This window comes from Streptomyces sp. AHU1 (assembly GCF_045343905.1).
GTDB classification, from domain to species: Bacteria; Actinomycetota; Actinomycetes; order Streptomycetales; family Streptomycetaceae; genus Streptomyces; species Streptomyces triticiradicis.
The window spans coordinates 2,959,418-2,975,045 of sequence record NZ_CP174283.1 but is presented as its reverse complement, the minus strand read 5'-3'; the positions used below and the strand labels follow the sequence as shown (position 1 = coordinate 2,975,045).

General features: G+C 70.6%; 14 protein-coding genes. 9 read left to right on the top strand and 5 right to left on the bottom strand.

Translation table 11 applies throughout. From position 1 onward, the window contains the following. The first annotated feature begins 117 nt into the window (after positions 1-117). Positions 118-2,292: an MDR family MFS transporter gene (locus ACICHK_RS13470; RefSeq protein ID WP_406837081.1), complete on the top strand. Its 2,175-nt coding sequence runs from the start codon at positions 118-120 to the stop codon at positions 2,290-2,292. Positions 2,293-2,324: 32 nt separating this feature from the next. On the opposite strand, the gene ACICHK_RS13465 is transcribed toward ACICHK_RS13470, so the two are convergent. Further along, the gene (locus ACICHK_RS13465; RefSeq protein ID WP_406837080.1) at positions 2,325-2,879 is read right to left on the bottom strand and encodes a GNAT family N-acetyltransferase; all 555 of its coding nucleotides are present in this window, start codon (positions 2,877-2,879) and stop codon (positions 2,325-2,327) included. A gap of 195 nt (positions 2,880-3,074) precedes the next feature. Between ACICHK_RS13465 and ACICHK_RS13460 the strand changes: the two genes are divergently transcribed. Together ACICHK_RS13460 and ACICHK_RS13455 are read left to right on the top strand one after the other, a co-directional pair. Then, complete coding sequence (locus ACICHK_RS13460; protein ID WP_406837079.1) at positions 3,075-3,860, top strand: hypothetical protein; 786 nt, start codon at positions 3,075-3,077, stop codon at positions 3,858-3,860. Positions 3,861-3,874: 14 nt separating this feature from the next. Beyond that, on the top strand, positions 3,875-4,564 hold the full coding sequence (locus ACICHK_RS13455; protein ID WP_406837078.1) for a hypothetical protein: 690 nt from the start codon (positions 3,875-3,877) through the stop codon (positions 4,562-4,564). 302 nt (positions 4,565-4,866) lie between these two features. On the opposite strand, the gene ACICHK_RS13450 is transcribed toward ACICHK_RS13455, so the two are convergent. Continuing rightward, on the bottom strand, positions 4,867-5,274 hold the full coding sequence (locus tag ACICHK_RS13450) for a DUF1992 domain-containing protein (RefSeq protein ID WP_406837077.1): 408 nt from the start codon (positions 5,272-5,274) through the stop codon (positions 4,867-4,869). A 120-nt stretch (positions 5,275-5,394) separates the two neighbouring features. Between ACICHK_RS13450 and ACICHK_RS13445 the strand changes: the two genes are divergently transcribed. Further along, on the top strand, positions 5,395-5,790 hold the full coding sequence (locus ACICHK_RS13445) for a hypothetical protein (protein ID WP_406837076.1): 396 nt from the start codon (positions 5,395-5,397) through the stop codon (positions 5,788-5,790). 20 nt (positions 5,791-5,810) lie between these two features. Here ACICHK_RS13445 and ACICHK_RS13440 read toward each other — a convergent pair whose 3' ends face one another. Together ACICHK_RS13440 and ACICHK_RS13435 are read right to left on the bottom strand one after the other, a co-directional pair. Beyond that, a complete protein-coding gene (locus ACICHK_RS13440; protein WP_406837075.1) occupies positions 5,811-6,482 on the bottom strand; it encodes an O-methyltransferase in 672 nt (223 codons plus the stop codon). Positions 6,483-6,642: 160 nt separating this feature from the next. Beyond that, positions 6,643-8,028, bottom strand: coding sequence for an MFS transporter (locus ACICHK_RS13435; protein WP_406837074.1), 1,386 nt, complete (start codon positions 8,026-8,028; stop codon positions 6,643-6,645). A gap of 455 nt (positions 8,029-8,483) precedes the next feature. Here ACICHK_RS13435 and ACICHK_RS13430 point away from each other — a divergent pair, with 455 nt between their 5' ends. The 5 genes from ACICHK_RS13430 (at position 8,484) to ACICHK_RS13410 (ending at position 14,080) form a co-directional block, all read left to right on the top strand. Continuing rightward, positions 8,484-10,532, top strand: a complete 2,049-nt coding sequence (locus ACICHK_RS13430; protein WP_406837073.1) for a bifunctional glycosyltransferase 87/phosphatase PAP2 family protein — start codon at positions 8,484-8,486, stop codon at positions 10,530-10,532. 78 nt (positions 10,533-10,610) lie between these two features. Beyond that, positions 10,611-12,716 (top strand): CHAT domain-containing protein, encoded by a 2,106-nt coding sequence (locus tag ACICHK_RS13425; protein WP_406837072.1) that lies wholly within the window; start codon positions 10,611-10,613, stop codon positions 12,714-12,716. Positions 12,717-12,738: 22 nt separating this feature from the next. After that, the gene (locus ACICHK_RS13420) at positions 12,739-13,170 is read left to right on the top strand and encodes a hypothetical protein (protein WP_406837071.1); all 432 of its coding nucleotides are present in this window, start codon (positions 12,739-12,741) and stop codon (positions 13,168-13,170) included. 56 nt (positions 13,171-13,226) lie between these two features. Then, complete coding sequence (locus tag ACICHK_RS13415; protein WP_406837070.1) at positions 13,227-13,655, top strand: CD225/dispanin family protein; 429 nt, start codon at positions 13,227-13,229, stop codon at positions 13,653-13,655. Further along, a complete protein-coding gene (locus ACICHK_RS13410; protein ID WP_406837069.1) occupies positions 13,652-14,080 on the top strand; it encodes a DUF2752 domain-containing protein in 429 nt (142 codons plus the stop codon). The genes ACICHK_RS13415 and ACICHK_RS13410 overlap by 4 nt, the downstream gene beginning before the upstream one ends. A gap of 129 nt (positions 14,081-14,209) precedes the next feature. Here the strand turns inward: ACICHK_RS13410 and ACICHK_RS13405 are convergent, their stop codons facing one another. Then, positions 14,210-15,454, bottom strand: coding sequence for a cytochrome P450 (locus tag ACICHK_RS13405; RefSeq protein ID WP_151468232.1), 1,245 nt, complete (start codon positions 15,452-15,454; stop codon positions 14,210-14,212). Between the last annotated feature and the right edge of the window lie 174 nt (positions 15,455-15,628).

Here is a 15,628-nt window from a genome sequence, read left to right as displayed (position 1 = left end):
ACAACCTTCAAGCAGCCCCCCTGTGAACCGTGGATTCCGGATGCCTCGACAGGCCATAACCGGACACACCGATCAGGATGGGGGGTGACCGGGACCCTCGGCGCTCAGGGAGGCCGCATGACCGGGGACGCGCACGGTCCGGGCACACCGTCCGGCCGCGGGCCGGAAGGAGCCGGGGCGCCGACCGGTGACGGCACGGCCGGTCAGCCCGGACCGCACGGCTCGGTCGAGGTGAGCGAGTCGGTGGTGCGCCGCCGCAGCGCGGCGGCGACCGACGCCCGGGACACGGTCCACGGCAGCGTCTTCGTGTCCATCGGCGCCCTGCTGCTCGGCATGCTGCTCGCCGCGCTGGACCAGACGATCGTGTCCACCGCGCTGCCGACCATCGTGAGCGACCTCGGCGGCCTGGAGCACCTGTCCTGGGTGGTCACGGCGTACCTGCTCGCGTCGACGGCGGCGACCCCGCTGTGGGGCAAGCTCGGCGACCAGTACGGCCGCAAGCGGCTCTTCCAGACGGCGATCGTGATCTTCCTGATCGGCTCGGCGCTGTGCGGCATGTCGCAGAACATGGGCGAGCTGATCGCCTTCCGGGCGCTGCAGGGGCTCGGCGGCGGCGGACTGATGGTGCTGTCGATGGCGATCGTCGGCGACCTCGTCCCCCCGCGTGAGAGGGGCAAGTACCAGGGGCTGTTCGGCGCGGTGTTCGGCGCGACGAGCGTGCTGGGGCCGCTGCTCGGCGGGCTGTTCACGGAACACCTCAGCTGGCGCTGGGTCTTCTACGTCAACCTGCCCGTCGGCGTCGTGGCGCTCGCGGTGATCGCCGCGGTCCTGCACATCCCGAGGAAGTCGGCACGGCACGTCATCGACTACGCCGGTACGTTCCTGATCGCGGCGGTCGCCACCTGTCTGGTCCTGGTGGCCTCGCTGGGCGGCACCACCTGGGACTGGGGCTCGCCGCAGGTCGTCGGGCTCGTGGTCCTCGGCGCGGTCCTCGCCGTCGTCTTCGTGGCGGTGGAGCGGCGCGCGGCCGAACCCGTGCTGCCGCTCAAGCTCTTCCGGATCCACACCTTCACGCTGTCCGCGGTCATCAGCTTCATCGTGGGCTTCGCGATGTTCGGCGCGATGACCTATCTGCCGACGTTCCTCCAGGTCGTGCAGGGCGTCTCGCCCACGATGTCCGGTGTGCACATGCTGCCGATGGTGTTCGGGCTGCTGCTGTCGTCCACGGTCTCCGGGCAGATCGTCAGCCGCACCGGCCGCTGGAAGGTGTTCCCGGTCCTCGGCACCGGGATCACCGCCCTCGGTCTGCTCCTGCTGCACCAGCTGGACGAGCACAGCGGCACCGGGATCATGAGCACCTACTTCTTCGTCTTCGGCCTCGGGCTCGGGCTGGTCATGCAGGTGCTGGTCCTGATCGTGCAGAACGCGGTGTCGTACGAGGACCTGGGCGTCGCGACCTCCGGGGCGACCTTCTTCCGGTCCATCGGCGCCTCGTTCGGCGTCGCGATCTTCGGCACGGTCTTCACGGGCCGCCTCGGCGACAACCTGACGAAGGCGCTGGCCGGGCAGCAGCTGCCGCCCGGCATCACCACGGACTCCCTGAAGGCGGACCCGAAGGGCATCGCCCAGTTGCCGGCCGACCTGCGGCAGCCCGTCCTGCACGCCTTCGCGACATCGATCACGGACGTCTTCCTGTACGCCGCCCCGGTCGCCCTGCTCGGCTTCGTGCTGGCCTGGTTCCTGCGCGAGGACAGGCTGCGCGGCTCCGTCACCGCTCCCGACGTCACGGAGACGCTCGCCAGCAACCCGGTCGAGCGGTCCTCGTACGACGAGGTGTGCCGGGCCCTGTCCCTGCTCGGCACCCGGGAGGGGCGCCGCGAGATCTACGAGAAGATCACCGCGCGGGCGGGCTACGACCTGTTGCCGGCGGCGAGCTGGCTGCTGCTGCGGATCAAGAAGTACGGGTGGGCGGAGCCGGCCCTGCTGGCCGAGCACAGCGCGGTGCCCCTGGACGTCGTCCTGGCCGCGGCCCGCCAGATCGAGGAACGCGGGCTCGCCCGTCGCGAGGGCCTGGACCTGGTCCTGACCGACGAGGGCCGCGTCGCCGCCGGGAACCTGTCCCGGGCCCGCGAGGAGTCCCTCGCCGAACTCCTCGGAGACTGGTGGGCACCGGACCGCCCCACCGACCTCACCAGGCTGGTCGCGGAGCTGAACGAGGAGATGTGCGGTTCCGACGCGGAGCGCCCGCACGAGGGCGTCCCCGCCGTCCGCACCCGGGGAGAACCGGCGTGACCTGACCGTCAGTCGGCCAGCCAGTCAGCCAGTCAGCTGGGCAATCGGTCAGCCGGGCAGTCGGTCAGATCCTTTCGGAACCAGTGCTCGGCGTAGACCTCGTCGTTGTGCGCGGCGGTCTCCTCGTAGCCGTGCCGGGCGTACAGGGCCCGCGCCTCGACGAGGTCGCCGCGGGTGTCGAGGACCAGCCGCCGGGCGCCCAGGCCACGGGCCGCCGACTCGGCCGCCGCCAGCAGGAGCGGGGCCGCGCCCCTGCCGCGCAGATCCGCGCGGACGAAGACCCGGCTCAGCTCGCCCGTCGCGGCGTCGAGCATCCGCACCCCCGCCGTGCCGCCGGGCTCACCGTCGTGGCGCGCGACGAGCAGCACGCCCGTGGGCGGCGCGAACTCGGCTCCCGTCCGCGCGGCGATCTCCCGCTCCAGCTCGTCGGGATCCGTCGTACGCCCCTCGTGCAGCAGGTACCACCGGTCGCTGACCTCCGTGTAGTACGCCCGCCAGAGCGCCGCGGCGACAGGGGAGTCGAAGGGTTCGGGGGCCACGGTCCAGGGGCTTTGCGCGCCGGAAGACGATCGGGTCATGCCGGCCATTGTCGGCGGACGCCGCCCCCGGCACGCAACCGGATAAGGACGTCCCCGGCGCGCAACCGGCTGAAGGGGGGTCGAACAGCGCGACAGAGCAAGGACGTTGACGCTCCCTCCGGCGCCGGGGTCGTTTGAGGCGCGGGTTCGGGGCAACCCGGTCCGGGAACCGGCCCGTTGGGTCGAGAACCCGGGAAGGCACCCATGTCCACAGGCGTGATCATCGCTCTGATCATCGTGGTGGCCGTCGTCGTTGTCGCGGCCACCCTGACCCTCCTCGCCCGGCGGCCGCCGGGCGGACGCGCCCTGCGGCGGCGCTTCGGACCGGAGTACGACCGCACCGTCGCCCGGCACGACGGCGACACCCAGGCCGCCGAACGCGACCTCAACGAGCGCGTGAAGCGGCACGGCGCCCTGCGTGTGCTGCCGCTCGAACCCGCGGCCCGGGAACGGTACGCGGCCGGCTGGACTGCCGCCCAGGAACGGTTCGTCGACTCGCCCCAGGACGCGGTGGCCGAGGCCGACCGGCTGCTCGGCGAGCTGGCCGGAGCGCGCGGATTCCCCGACGGGGACCGCTACGAGGAGCAGGTCTCCGCGCTCTCCGTCCACCACGGGCACCACGTCCACGGATACCGCCGGGTGCACCGGGCCGCGCTGGCCGGTACCGGCGGGGACCGGGACGGCGGCGCCGACACCGAGCAGTTGCGCGAGGCCATGCTGGAGGCCCGCGACCTCTTCGACCACCTCATGACCCCGGACCGCCAGGACGCCTCCCCCGGCCGGGCGCGCGGCACGGACGACGCGGGTGAGTCCCAGGCCGCCCGCCCGGAGCGCACCAGGCGGTTCGCCCTGACCAAGGACGCTCGGCGCACCGAGTCCGCGGGGACGGCGAAGGGCTCCGAAGACGCCGAGGACACCAGGACTTCTGCCCCCGACACGCGCTCCCACCTGCCCTGGTCCTTCACCGGGCGGCAGGCGAAGGGGAGCTGAGGAAGGTGAACGCCATGAAGCCGGACCAGGATCCCGAGCGGACCCCGTCCCGCGATACCGCCGCCATGAAGGGCCGTGCGACCCCGGGCCCCGCCGAACCCCAGGAGGCCGCCATGAAGGGCCGTGTGACCCCGGTGCCGGCCGAGCGTTCCCCGGACGACCGGGGGGACGAGAACCGCGGCGGGACCGAGGAGGTCTCGCGCCGCGAGGCGCTGAAGGGGCAGGTGGATCCCGTGTCCACCGAGCCCGCCCCGGGAGCCCCGGGAGCCCCGGGAGCCCCGGGAGCCCCGGGCGTCTCGGGTGGCCCGGACACCCCGGACAGGAACGGCGGCGGACGGGCGGCCCGGTCGGCCGGGGCCGGTACGGCGGCCCGCGGGGCGGCGGACGCCGAGGGCCGTGCGGGAGATTCCGCGGGGTCCGGCGAGCGGATGCTGCCGCTGGACGAGCACGAGAAGTTCTCGCTGCGGATGCGGCACGCGGTCGGCGGGTTCGTCGACGGGCCGCAGGCCTCCGTGGAGGAGGCCGACCACGTGCTGGAGGAGCTCGCGGGCCGGTTCACGGAAGCGGTGACCCGGCGGCGGCGCGCCCTGCGCACGTCCTGGCAGTCCGGCGGCGAGGGCACGGAGACGGGCTCCGACACCGAGCGGCTCCGGCTCGCCCTGCGGGACTACCGCGAGATGACCGAGCGGCTCCTGCGGCTCTGAGCCGGCTCGGACGGCTTCCCCGGCGTGAGTGAGGCCGCGTCCCGGACCATGCCCCGGGACGCGGCCTCACGCTCTTCGCGCCTCTCGGGGCGGGTTCGCTTGCGCCGGCGTTCGCGGTTCGGGTGCGGTCCGGTGGGGGTCGGGGCCGTGCCGGTACATCCGCCCGCATCCGGACGGATCCCGGCGGGGTTTCCAGGTGGGCGTGGGTGATGATCCGTCCGGCCTGCGGGCATTCGATGTACCGGCACGGCCCCTCCCGTGCGTCGCCGGGTGCGGGTGCTTCGTGGTGGCCGTTCGGGCCCTCAGGTCGGGTTGCGGGCCGCGCGCCACTCCTCGACGATCTTCTCCACGTCGTACGGCTTGAGGCCGAGCGGGGGGCCCGGCGGCGGCTTGAACATGACCTCGCGGATCTTGGCGTTGATGTCGTCGAGGGCCCGGCGTACCGCCCGCTCCGAAGGGAGCGCGGGGACCGCCGCGAGCACGTCCTCCGCCTCCTTGCGCAGCGCCAGCGTGGGCGGCAGGACCGACAGGCCCTCACGGGCCATCTTCCGTTTGATCCACCAGAGCTCGTCGTACGGGGTGTCGGCGATCTCCGGCATAGGCTTGCCCGCGCCGGGGAGTTCCGTGAACTCGCCGCGGGCCTCCGCCTGGCGGATCTGTCTGTCGACCCACGACTCGAAGCCGACACCGGGTGGCTTGCGCTCGGTCATGAGTCCATTGTGCCGGAGGTCACGCGGTGAGGTGGAAGACCGAATTATCATGCGGCGGCGACGGGGCAACGACGTTCCCCGGCGGGACAATTGGATCAGCACCTCACGAAGGAGCGCGCGTTGCTCGAACTCACCATGGCCTCGGTGTCCGGAGGGGATGCCGGAGCGACGGCCGGGATGCAGATGGCCGACGCGCCGAGCGACCCGGGAGCCGTGCTGCGGGTGGGCAGGGACCGGGCCGTGTGCCGTCTCGCGACCCCCGACGACTGGCTGTTCGTCTCCCGGGTCCACCTGGAGTTCCTGTGCGGCCCGGACGGCTCCTGGCAGGTCACCTGGCTCCGGGGTTCCCACGCGGAGCCGTCCTCCGAGGTCCGGCTGATCCTGACGGGGCTGCAGCCGCAGCCGCTTCCGTACGGCGGGACGGCCAAGCTCCCGGTGGGCGGCTCCGGTGAACTCGTCATCCAGGACCGCACCGGGCCCCACACCGTGAACGTGGGCTTCTACCACGAGGTCTAGGGCCGCGGCGGAGCGGGCTGTCAGGCCTGTACGCGGGCCAGTGCGAAACCGTCGTAGCCCTTGGTGCCCACCGTCTGTACCGCCGTGCCGCTCAACTTCGGGTGGGAGGCGATCAGTTCGAGCGCGGCCCGGGTGCCCCGCACGCTCGGGTCGGTGCTCGTCGCGTCGGTGACCGCTCCGCCGCGCACCACGTTGTCGAGGACGATCACGCTGCCGGGCCGGGTGAGCCGGACCGCCCACTCGACGTAGTGGGGGTTGTTCACCTTGTCCGCGTCGATGAAGACGAGGTCGAACGGCTCCGGGTTCTCGTCCGCCAGCTTCGGCAGGGACTCCAGGGCGGGGCCCACCCGCACCTCGGCGATCTCGTCGAGGCCGGCCCGCGCGAGGTTGGCGCGGGCGACCTCGGCGTGCCGGGGGTCGTACTCGAGGGTGATCAGGCGTCCGTCGGCGGGCAGGGCGCGGCCCAGCCAGATCGTGCTGTAGCCGCCGAGCGTGCCGATCTCCAGGATGCGGCGGGCGCCCTGGATCTCGGCGAGCAGCCGGAGCAGCTTGCCCTGGTTCGGCGCGACGTTGATGGGGGGCAGTCCGGCCGCGTCGCTGTCGCGCAGCGCGGCGGTGAGGATCTCGTCGGCGGGAGCCAGGAGGGCGGTGAAGTGGTCGTCGACGTCGTTCCAGAGCTGCGACTCGCTCATGCACCGGGCCTTTCATGTGCCTAGTTAGATGCGCTAAGGACTTCCGGGTTCGAACCTAGTCCTCGGTGCTCGCGTGTGCCAGCGGGATTCGGGCCGCCCTGTTCGCGACGGGGGCGGGTCCCGGCCCGGCCGGTCCCGGCCGGGCCGTGGACGGGTGCCGTCAGCGCTTCCCGGGTTCCACCGCGGGTGCCGAGCCCGGCAGGGGCCGGCCCGCCGACTCCGTCATGAACCAGACGGCCGCGCCGCCGATCACGGCCGCGGCCATCATGTAGTACGCGGGCGTCATCATGTTCCCGGTCGCCCCGATGAGGGCGGTGACGACCAGCGGGGTCGTGCCGCCGAAGAGCGACACGGAGACGTTGAAGCCGATCGACAGCGAGCCGTAGCGGACCCGGGTCGGGAACAGCGCCGGGAGCGCGGCGGGCATCGCGGCGGTGAAGCACACCAGCAGCAGGCCGAGGGCGCCCATGCCGAGCGCGACGGCGAGCAGGCTGCCCTGGCGGATCAGCAGCAGTGCCGGGACGGACAGGGCCAGGAAGCCGGCGCAGCCCGCGGCGATCACCGGGCGGCGGCCGATCCGGTCGGTCAGGGCGCCCGCGAAGGGCTGCACGGCCATCATCAGCGCCATCACGCCGAGGACCACGAGCAGACCGTGGGTCTCGTCGTACCCCAGCTCGCTGGTCAGGTAGCTCGGCATGTACGACAGCAGCATGTAGTCGGTGACGTTGAAGACCAGCACCAGGCCCACGCACAGCAGCAGGGCGCGCCACTGGCCGGTGATCATCTCGCGCAGCGGCACCTTGGGGCGGCCGGCCTCGGACTTCTCGAGCTCGGCGGCGAACGCCGGGGTCTCCTCGAGGCGCATCCTCAGGTAGAGGCCGACGATGCCCATCGGGCCCGCGATCAGGAACGGGACGCGCCAGCCCCAGGACAGCAGGTCGTCGGTGGACAGCAGGGCGGTCATGAGGGTCACCAGACCCGCGCCGCCGATGTATCCGGCCAGCGTGCCGAACTCCAGCCAGCTGCCGAGGAAGCCGCGCTTCTTGTCCGGCGCGTACTCGGCGATGAAGGTCGTGGCGCCCGCGTACTCGCCGCCGGTGGAGAAGCCCTGCACCAGCCGGGCCGCGAGCAGCAGGACCGGGGCGCCGACGCCGATCGCGGCGTACGACGGGATCAGACCGATCGCGAAGGTGCCGGCCGCCATCATGATCATGGTGAGCGCGAGGACCCGCTGGCGGCCGATCCGGTCACCGAGCGGGCCGAAGACCACGCCGCCGAGCGGGCGGACGAGGAAGGCCGCGGCGAAGGCGCCGAAGGTCGCCAGCAGCTGGGCGGTCGGGCTGCCCGAGGGGAAGAAGACCTTGCCCAGGGTAACCGCGATGTAGCTGTAGACGCCGAAGTCGAACCATTCCATCGCGTTGCCGAGCGCCGCCGCCTTCACGGCGCGCCTGACCAGCGCGGGGTCGGTGACGGTGGCCTCGGGGGAGACGGGGCGGGCGGGGGCGGGGGTGTGTACGGCGGGGGTTGCCGGGGTGGCGGTCGGCAAGGGCCTTCCTTTCGCCGGGGACAGGGACGGGTCCGATCGGAGCGGACCTCCGGGGCCGATCGGGAGCGGACCCGGGGGTCGCCACGGGGCGGACCGGTGGCCCGCCCGGAAGCGGACCGAAAAGCGACCTTAGGACTGTTCGTCCACCTCACGTACGGTGCCCGGCCTGTCGCGCAGCACACATGAAAGCCGCGTAAGCAGGCGCGACGGGGCGGTCGGGGCCGTTTTCGGCGAGGGGTTTCTGTGATCCATCTCGCGGCTTTCGGGGGGAACCGGGTCTTCGGCCGGCTTTCTCCCTCCGGGTGAAAAAGGGTCAAAAGGAGTGAAGAGTTCGGAAGGGAAGACTTCGTGCGCCCCCGATGAAGGTGGCCGTGTCTCGCAAGGTCCTGATATGGGTTGACATAAGTGACCTGTGAGACACGGGCCAACCAATGGGTCGGGAGGGTCGACGGGGCGTGGCGGACGTGGAGCGCGGCGGACGGCCGGGCGAGGGCTTCGGGGGAGCACCGGAGACGGTGCGGGCACGGCTGCGCGCGCTCCGTGCCGGGCTCTGGGCCGTCGCCGTCGTCCTGGCCGCACGACAGGTGGCCGCCGTTTTCAGCGCGCCCAGGGCGGACCGGCTGACGGACCTGGAGACCTGGGTCGGCCCGAACGGCGTACTGCACGTGAAGGGCTCGCTCTACGACTCGACGCGGTTCACCGGCACCCCGTTCGGCGGCCTCGTCCTCAAACCCCTCACCCGGGCGGCCGAACAGACCCTCGGCTGGGGCTGGACCTTCGGCACCCTGCTCCTGGTCGTGGCGCTCGGCCTCGTCGCCGCCCGCGCCCTGCCGCCTCCCGTGAGCCGCCGTACGTCACTGCTCGCCGCCCCCGTGGCCGTCAGCCTGCTGATGCTGTCGCTCCCCGTGCGCAACGCCCTCCACCTCGGCCAGACCGGCATCATCCCGGTGCTGCTGGTCCTGCTCGGCTGCTTCGCCGTCCGCGGGGAGCGCGCCTGCGGGGCGCTCATCGGGCTCGCGGCGGCCCTCCAGCCGACCGTGCTGCTCTTCGGGCCGCTGCTCTGGTTCACCGGGCGCCGCCGCGCCGCCGTCTCCGCCGGGACCGCCTTCGCCGCGCTCACCGCGCTCGCCTGGGCCGTGATGCCGCGCGACTCGGACCGGTACTGGGTGCACCACCTGGCGGGCGCCGGCCTGGGCGAGAACGCCGACGACGCCGCCAACCAGTCCCTGCACGGCGCGCTGCTGCGGCTCGGCCTCACCGGACCGCTGGAGACCGGACTCTTCCTGGCGCTCGGCACGGCCGTGGCCGTCGTCGGACTGCGCCGCGCGGTGCGCTGCGCCCGTGACGGGCAACTGCTGCTCGCCGTCGCGGTGACCGGCTGCGTCGCCGTCGCGGTCTCGCCCGCCACCTGGCGGCACCAGGCGCTGTGGGTGCTGCTCGCGCTCGTCGGCCGGGTCGGCCGGAAGGCCTCGGACCGCTATGTGTGGCCGGTCGCGGTCGTCCTCGTCATGACGCTGCCGCCGCGGATGATGCTGCCGGACATGCCGGCGCTCGCCCCGCTGCGCGACAACGTGGTGCTGATCGCCGCGCTGGCCGCCGCCACCGTCGTACCGTTCCTGTCCCGCACCTCCGCGTACTACCGGACCCCCGTCCCGGCGGACCGCGCGGCGCGCGTCCCCACCCGGTGGAAGCGGATCCCGCTGCTGCCGTCCGGCCGGGTCATCACCCGCCCGAACCTGCTGCTCGAACTGCTCATGATCCGTGTCGGGTACTCCGCCTACCAGCAGGTCAGGCTCGCCGCGACGGGCGGCACCAACTCGGGCGGCCGGGCCCTCGCCGAGCACCACGGCGGCCAGGTCGCCGCCGTCGAGGGCTTCCTGCGCCTGGACGTCGAGCACTGGGTCAACCACGCGGTGGTGGGGACGCCCTTCCTGCGGGACTTCTTCGACTTCTACTACGAGTCGTTCCACTTCGGCGTCCCGCTCACCGTCCTCGGCGTGCTCTACGTCCGCCGCCCCGCCGACTTCCGCTGGGCCCGCTCCGGCCTCGCCCTCGCCACCCTGCTCGCCCTCGTCGGGTTCTGGCTCTATCCGCTCGCCCCGCCGCGCCTGATGCCGGGCCTCGGCATCGTCGACACCGTGCACGGTGTGCAGGACTTCTCCAAACCGGACTACGGCACGCTCACCGCGCTGACCAACCAGTACGCGGCGATGCCCTCGCTGCACTTCGGCTGGTCCCTGTGGTGCGGGATCGTCATCGTGATGCTGGCGCCCCGGTGGTGGATGAAGGCGCTCGGCCTGCTGCACCCGTTCCTGACGTTCTCCGCGATCGTGGCGACCGGCAACCACTGGGTCCTGGACGCCGTCGGCGGCGCGGCCGTCGTGGGCGCGGGTTTCGGTCTGTCATATCTGTTCCAGGGGGCACGCGTGCGGACGGTGAAGGCAGTGGCGGAGGAGGAGGTCGGCGCACAGCCGGCTCCCTTCAAGGACTCTGCGCCGAGCTGATCCGCACCGGCCCGGCGGCCGAGTGGACGCCCTGTTGTATTAGGTGTGGACTGGTGTCGAGGGGTCGGAGGTGGCGGCATGGAAGGTCTGCCGTTCCGGATCGACATCATCGAGAGCGATACTCAGTGGATCGTCCGCTGTTCCTCTGAGTGCGGCGAAGCGACGATACGAGTATCTCCTCCCTACTCGCTCATGGAACTGAAATCCGAGTTGGCCGAGGTGCGAGCCTCCCTGGCAAGATCGTCGAGCGCGGAGGTCACGCGCGGCCCGGCCACGGCGGAGAGGCCGGTCCGGGACTTCGGGAAACGTCTGGCCCAATCGATCCTGAAGGATGCCATATCCATCCAGTTCGACAGGTGCAGAGGTCTTGCCAAGCAGGAGGGAAAGGCGCTCCGCGTTCTTTTGCGGCCGGATGGTCCACAAGTCTGTCGGATTCCCTGGGAGTACATGGTCGATCCGTTTCGCGATGACTATCTCGCCCTCTGTGAGCCGGTCGTGCGAGACCTGCAACTCATGGACCGGATATCCCCCATCGCCCTCACGCTTCCACTCCGAGTTCTCGGCATTTCGTCCCTCCCGAGCGATCTCCCCGTACTCGAAGAGCAAAGGGAGAGGGAGCAGATCGCGCAGGCCCTGCAACGGAAAAGTTCCGACAATGTGGACGTCCACTGGCTGACCGGAGACCGTTGGGCGGATCTTGCGGACGCGCTGCGGTCCGACACGTGGCATGTCCTCCACTGCATCTGTCACGGTGGATTCGATGAGGAGAGCGGTGGGGGATACATTCAACTTTCTGGCGACAGCGGGTCGGCGATGCGCGTCGACGCCGCAGACTTCGCGCGGCGGATCCGGAAGGACTGTCCGCATCTGCGTCTCGTCGTGCTGAACGCCTGTGAGTCCGCAGTCAGCGGAAAGGAAGGCGTCTTCACGAGTACCGCCGCAAGCGTCGTACGAGCCGGTGTGCCGGCCGTGGTGGCCATGCAGTACGAGATCACCGACAAGGCCGCTGTCGTCTTCGCGTCTTCTTTCTATGAGTTGGTCGCTGAGGGGCTTCCGGTCGACCGGGCGGTGATGAGCGCCCGCGAAGTGGTGAAGATGAGTCTGGGGAGTCTGGAGTGGGCCACGCCGGTTCTCTTCCTCAGGTCCGACACGACCCAACTCTTCGCACCGGAGCCGGATTCGGAGCCTCAGTCAATACCGAAGCCGAAGCCGGTATCGGAGCCGCCGGTCTCACGGCCCGAGCCCAACCCGCCGCGGCCTCCATCGCCCCCGCAGCCCTCTGAGAGGATCGGTGTCCTCGCCGAGACCGGCCCCTGCTCCCACCTGGCGGTCGGCCCGGGTGACCTGCTCGCCGCAGCCTGTCACGACGGCCTGGTCCGCGTCTACGAGGCACTGAACGGAGAGTTGGTCGCCCACTGCGTCCCCGAGCCGCCCGCACAGCCGCTCTGGCTGTCCTGGAGCCCTTGGCGGCGGCACCTGGCCAGTCGGCACGAGGACGGCACCGTGGTCGTCTGGGACCTGCGGAACGAGACGCCACTGCGAGTCATCGGCACCAGAGGGCAGGGCTCCGTCCTCGCCTTCAGCTCGAACGGCCTCTGGCTCGCGGTGACCGGAGAAAGCCAGGTCCACATCTATAACACGCGTGGCGTCCTGGTACGGGAACTGGAGGTTCGGCCGGGAGCTGTACGGTTGGAGAAGAAGGGCAGAGCCAGGAAGGCTGACCAGGGCGCCGTGCTCGGCCCCGTCGGCTTCACGCCCGATGACCGCCACATCATTGTGGCTTGCGGCGAGGGACCCGTGCTGGAACTGAACGGGCACGGACAGTTCGTGAGGGAATGGCCGCACCGTCAGGTCGTTCTTTCCCTCGCCTGCTCGGAAGACTTTCTCGCCACTGGCTGTCAGGACGGCCAGGTGCGGCTCTGGTCCTGGAACGGCAGCCTCATCTGGCGCAGAGGCCAAGGAGCGCCCGTCCGGCAACTGGCACTCTCGACTGACCGCTCGGTGCTCGCTGCTGCCGATGACGAGGGCAACGTGTCGATCCGGGACCTGAGCACAGGGAACGCCACCTCTGTGGCAAAGCTTGCCAACTCTTGTCCCGTCGGACTTGCGTTTCGCAAGAACGACGAGGGACTCCTGACCGCTGACTGCACGGGCGCCGTCGAATGGTGGTCGCTGTCCGGCTGAACGGTTGAAAGGGAGACGCATCATGACCGACGTCGAGGTTGAGATCCTCTGGCCCTCGTCTTTCCCTCCCGATCCGGCGCAAGATGGACAGGACCTGCTGCGCGAGGCCGGAATCGACGCCAAGTGTCTGCTGGTGCCGACCCGGAGAGGGCCGGCCGACGTGGCGCTGGTGCTCGTCACGACCGCTGTGCTGAAGCCGTTTCTACGCGCCCTGTTTGAGAAATTCGCCGAGCAGGCTCACCAAGGGCTGAAGGCGTTCGCACGCCGACTGCTGAAGTCGCCTTCGGACGGGAGACCGGCACCCCAGAGCTTGGTCTTCGAAATGTCCACCGGCGGTCGGGTCACGTTCACTGCGGACCTTCCGGAAGAGGCCTACGAACAGGCCGTCGGCCTGGATGCCCGAGACAGATGCTGGACCTGGGATTCCAAGAAAACCCTGTGGGTTCCGAACTGAAATGACGCATCAGGACCACGTATCTGAAGGAAATGTCTGGAGAAAGGAATCCGGCCATGTCAGAAAAGCGTCCACCGCCGCAAGAGAATGAGGACTGGGAGTCGGATACTCCCTGGGAAGAGGAGAACACCTTCTCGGAGTCCTCTGAGCAGTCGTCGCACCGCGAGACGTGGCGTACCGGACAAACGGGCCCCCATCAGTCGACAGTGCATTCAGGACAAAGACCCCTGATTCAGAGCTATATGACAGCGGCCGTCCTCGTCACACTGTTCTGCTTCCTGCCGACCGGGATCGCCGCCATTGTCTTCGCCTCGCAGGTGTCGGCCAAGAACGCTGCGGGCGACCTGGAGGGAGCCGTCGAGGCGTCACGGAAGGCTCGGCTCTTCGTCATTGTGAGTCTCTCGGTCGGTGTCGCGTTCTGGCTGATCGTCATCCTCATCGCGGCCGTGTCCGGGGAGTCGACCGCGTACTCGTCGACGCCGTGACGCCAGTTCGTCCGCGGCTCCGTGCGCCGTCGTCGCTTTCGGCGGCACACCGGGTCCGTGAAGCATGGATCGGAGCCGGGCTGCTGGCGGGGGTGGTCCTCGCTGCGGCGCTCCAGGATCCCACGCGAACCGGCCGCTTCCCCGCCTGCCCGTTCCGGGCCCTGACGGGTTTCGACTGCCCGGGCTGTGGCACTCTGCGGGCCCTTCACGAGTTGACGCACGGCCACTTGATGACAGCTGTCGACTACAACGCCCTCCTGGTCGCCTTCCTGCCGCTCGCCGCCCTGGCGTGGTGGTGCACCGTCACCGGCAGATCCCGCCCACGGGCGCTCCCTGTGTGGAGGGCCCGCGCGATGTTCGCCGTGATCGTCATCTGGTCGGTGATCCGCAACCTCCCCTTGTTCGGGGGGGTACTGGCCGCCTGAACGGCGCGCCGCGCGGTCGAGGATCTCGGGTCTCGGGGGAGGCAGGAGCGAGCGCGGGAGGATGCCCCTGCCTCCCTCGGGACGGGCCGACGGTGCCGGGAGGCCGCCGGCCCGAGCGCGCGGCGCCCGCTACGCGTGAGCGACCTGGAGTTCCTTGACGCCGTTCAGCCAGGCGGAGCGGAGGCGGCGCGGGGCGCCCGCCAGCCGCAGGTCCGGCATCGCGTCGGCGATCGCGTTGAAGATCAGGTCGATCTCCAGCGTGGCCAGGGACTTGCCGAGGCAGAAGTGCGGGCCGCCGCCGCCGAAGCCGAGGTGCGGGTTGGGGTCACGGGTGATGTCGAAGACCTCGGGGCGCTCGAACACCTCGGGGTCGTTGTTGGCGGAGGAGTAGAAGACGCCGACCCGGTCGCCCTTCCTGATCCGCCGCCCGCCCAGTTCGGTGTCCTGGGTCGCGGTGCGCTGGAAGGCGACGACGGGGGTCGCCCAGCGGACGATCTCCTCGGCGGTGGTCCTCGGCCGCTCCCGTTTGTAGAGGTCCCACTGGTCGGGGTGGGTGAGCAGGGCGTGCATCCCGTGCGTGATGGCGTTGCGGGTCGTCTCGTTGCCGGCGACCGCCAGCAGCAGGACGAAGAAGCCGAATTCGTCGGAGGCGAGGTTCCCCTGGTCCTCCGCCGCCACCAGTGTGCTGACGATGTCCTTGGCGGGGCACCGCTTGCGGTCCGCCGCCATGTTCATCGCGTACGAGATGAGTTCGGTGGCCGACTCGGCGCCGATCTCCTCGGTGATCGCGTACTCCGGATCGTCGTACGCCACCATCTTGTTGGACCAGTCGAAGATCTTGACGCGGTCCTCTTGCGGGACGCCGATGAGCTCGGCTATCGCCTGCAGCGGCAGTTCGCAGGCGACCTGGGTGACGAAGTCGAAGGAGCCGTCGGGGGCGGCCCCGGCGAGCGCGTTCGCCACGATCGAGACGGCGCGGGCGCGCAGCGCGTCCTCCAGGGAGCGGATGGCGCGCGGGGTGAAGCCGCGCTGCACGATCTGGCGGACCCGGGTGTGTTCGGGCGGGTCCATGTTGAGCATGATGAGCCGCTGGACCTCGATCTGTTCGCGCTGGATGTGCTCGTTGAAGCGGATGACGGCGGTGTTGAGGAACGAGGAGAACAACTCGGGGTGCGTCGAGACGTACTTGACGTCCGCGTGCCGGGTGACGGCCCAGTAGCCGTCGTCCTCGAAGCCGGCGACGCCGGGCTGTTGCGGGACCCAGTGGACCGGTTCGGTCCTGCGCAGCTCGGCGAACTCCGGGAGGGGTACGCGGTGGTGCAGCACGTCGGGGTCGGTGAAATCGAACCCGTCTGGCAGCGCTGGACAGGGCATCGGCAACTCCAGGGGCGCTTCTGACGGTCCATCAGGAACATGGAATCGCCGTGAAGGTAGTAACGGGTTCTACAAGTGGCAAGAGGTGCGGGCCTCCCAATTGCGTGCGAGGTTTGTGTGGATCGTGACTTCGGGAGCTGCACGACCCTTGCGGCGCGGGGGGTTCGCTCAGCA